1 protein-coding gene is annotated in these 1,321 nt (G+C 69.7%); it reads right to left on the reverse strand.

Annotation, left to right across the window (positions count from 1 at the left end; all coding sequences use genetic code 11):
- The coding region (locus ACZ6O5_RS31265; RefSeq protein ID WP_465981931.1) for a type I polyketide synthase at positions 1–1,321 on the reverse strand (1,321 nt) is incomplete at both ends.

Below are 1,321 nucleotides of genomic sequence, written 5' to 3' on the forward strand. Positions count from 1 at the left end.
ACCAACGTGGCCGGCAACGACAACCCGGTCGCGGCGGCCAACCGGTTACGCAACTCCACCGCGGTCAACGAGTCGAACCCGAGCTCGCGGAATGCGCTGCCCGGATCAACCGCCGCGGGGTCGGCATGGCCCAGCACGACCGCGGCCTGTGCCCGCACCAGCTCCAGAACCGTCCGCTGGCGCTCCTCAACCCCCATAGCAGCCAACCTGGCGGCCAAATCCACCCGCGTATCGGCGGTGGACGCCGTCCGACGGGTCGAACCGCCGGCCAACGACTGCCACAACGGCGGCAGGCCACCGGCGCCGGCGCGACGCAGCCCGGCGAGGTCCACCCGCATCGGCACGAGCTGCGGCTGGTGGGTACGTACTGCCGCGTCGAACAACGCCAGGCCCTCCTCGGAGGACATGGCGAGGACGCCGCTGCTGCGTCGCATCCGGTCCAGGTCGGCCTCATCGAGATGCCCGGTCATCGCCGACTGCTGAGCCCACAGCCCCCACGCCAACGACTGCCCCACCAGACCCGCGGCCTGCCGCCGCAGCGCCAACGCGTCCAGAACCGCATTGGCCGCGGCATAGTTACCCTGCCCCGGCGACCCGAGCGTGGCCGCCGCCGACGAATACACCACAAACAAACCCAGATCCGCATCCCGGGTCAACTCATGCAACCACCACGCCGCATCCGCCTTCGCCCGCAACACCCTCTCCAACCGCTGCGGCGTCAACGCCTCAACCACTCCGTCATCAAGCACGCCCGCGGTGTGCACCACCCCGACCACCGGATGCTCCACCGGCACCGCCGCCAGCACCTCCGCCAGGGCGTTCCGGTCAGCGACATCACACGCGGTCACCTGCACCCGTGCGCCCAGCTCGGTCAGGTCACCGACCAGCTCCGCCGCCCCGGCCGCGGCCGGACCCCGCCGGGACAACAACAACAGATGCCTGACCCCATGCACGGTGACCAGATGCCGGGCCACCAAACCACCCAACACACCGGTCCCACCAGTGACCACCACCGTGCCACCCGCATCCAACCCCACCGACAACCCGTCAGAGCCGGACAACGACAAACGGCCAGTACCGGCCCGGACCAACCGCCGCACATACAGCCCACCAGCACGTACCGCGATCTCCGGTTCGCCGCTGTCGAGCACTGCGGTCAGGATCCTGGCCAGAGCCACCGTGTCGTTGTCACCGATCGGGGCGACGTCGCCGTCGTGGTCGGTGTGATCGTCGAGGTCGAGCAGGATGAACCGGTTGGGGTGTTCGGACTGCGCGGAACGGACCAGCCCCCACACCGCAGCCGCGGCAAGGTCACTGCCAT

It is taken from the genome of Micromonospora sp. NPDC049201, assembly GCF_055586805.1.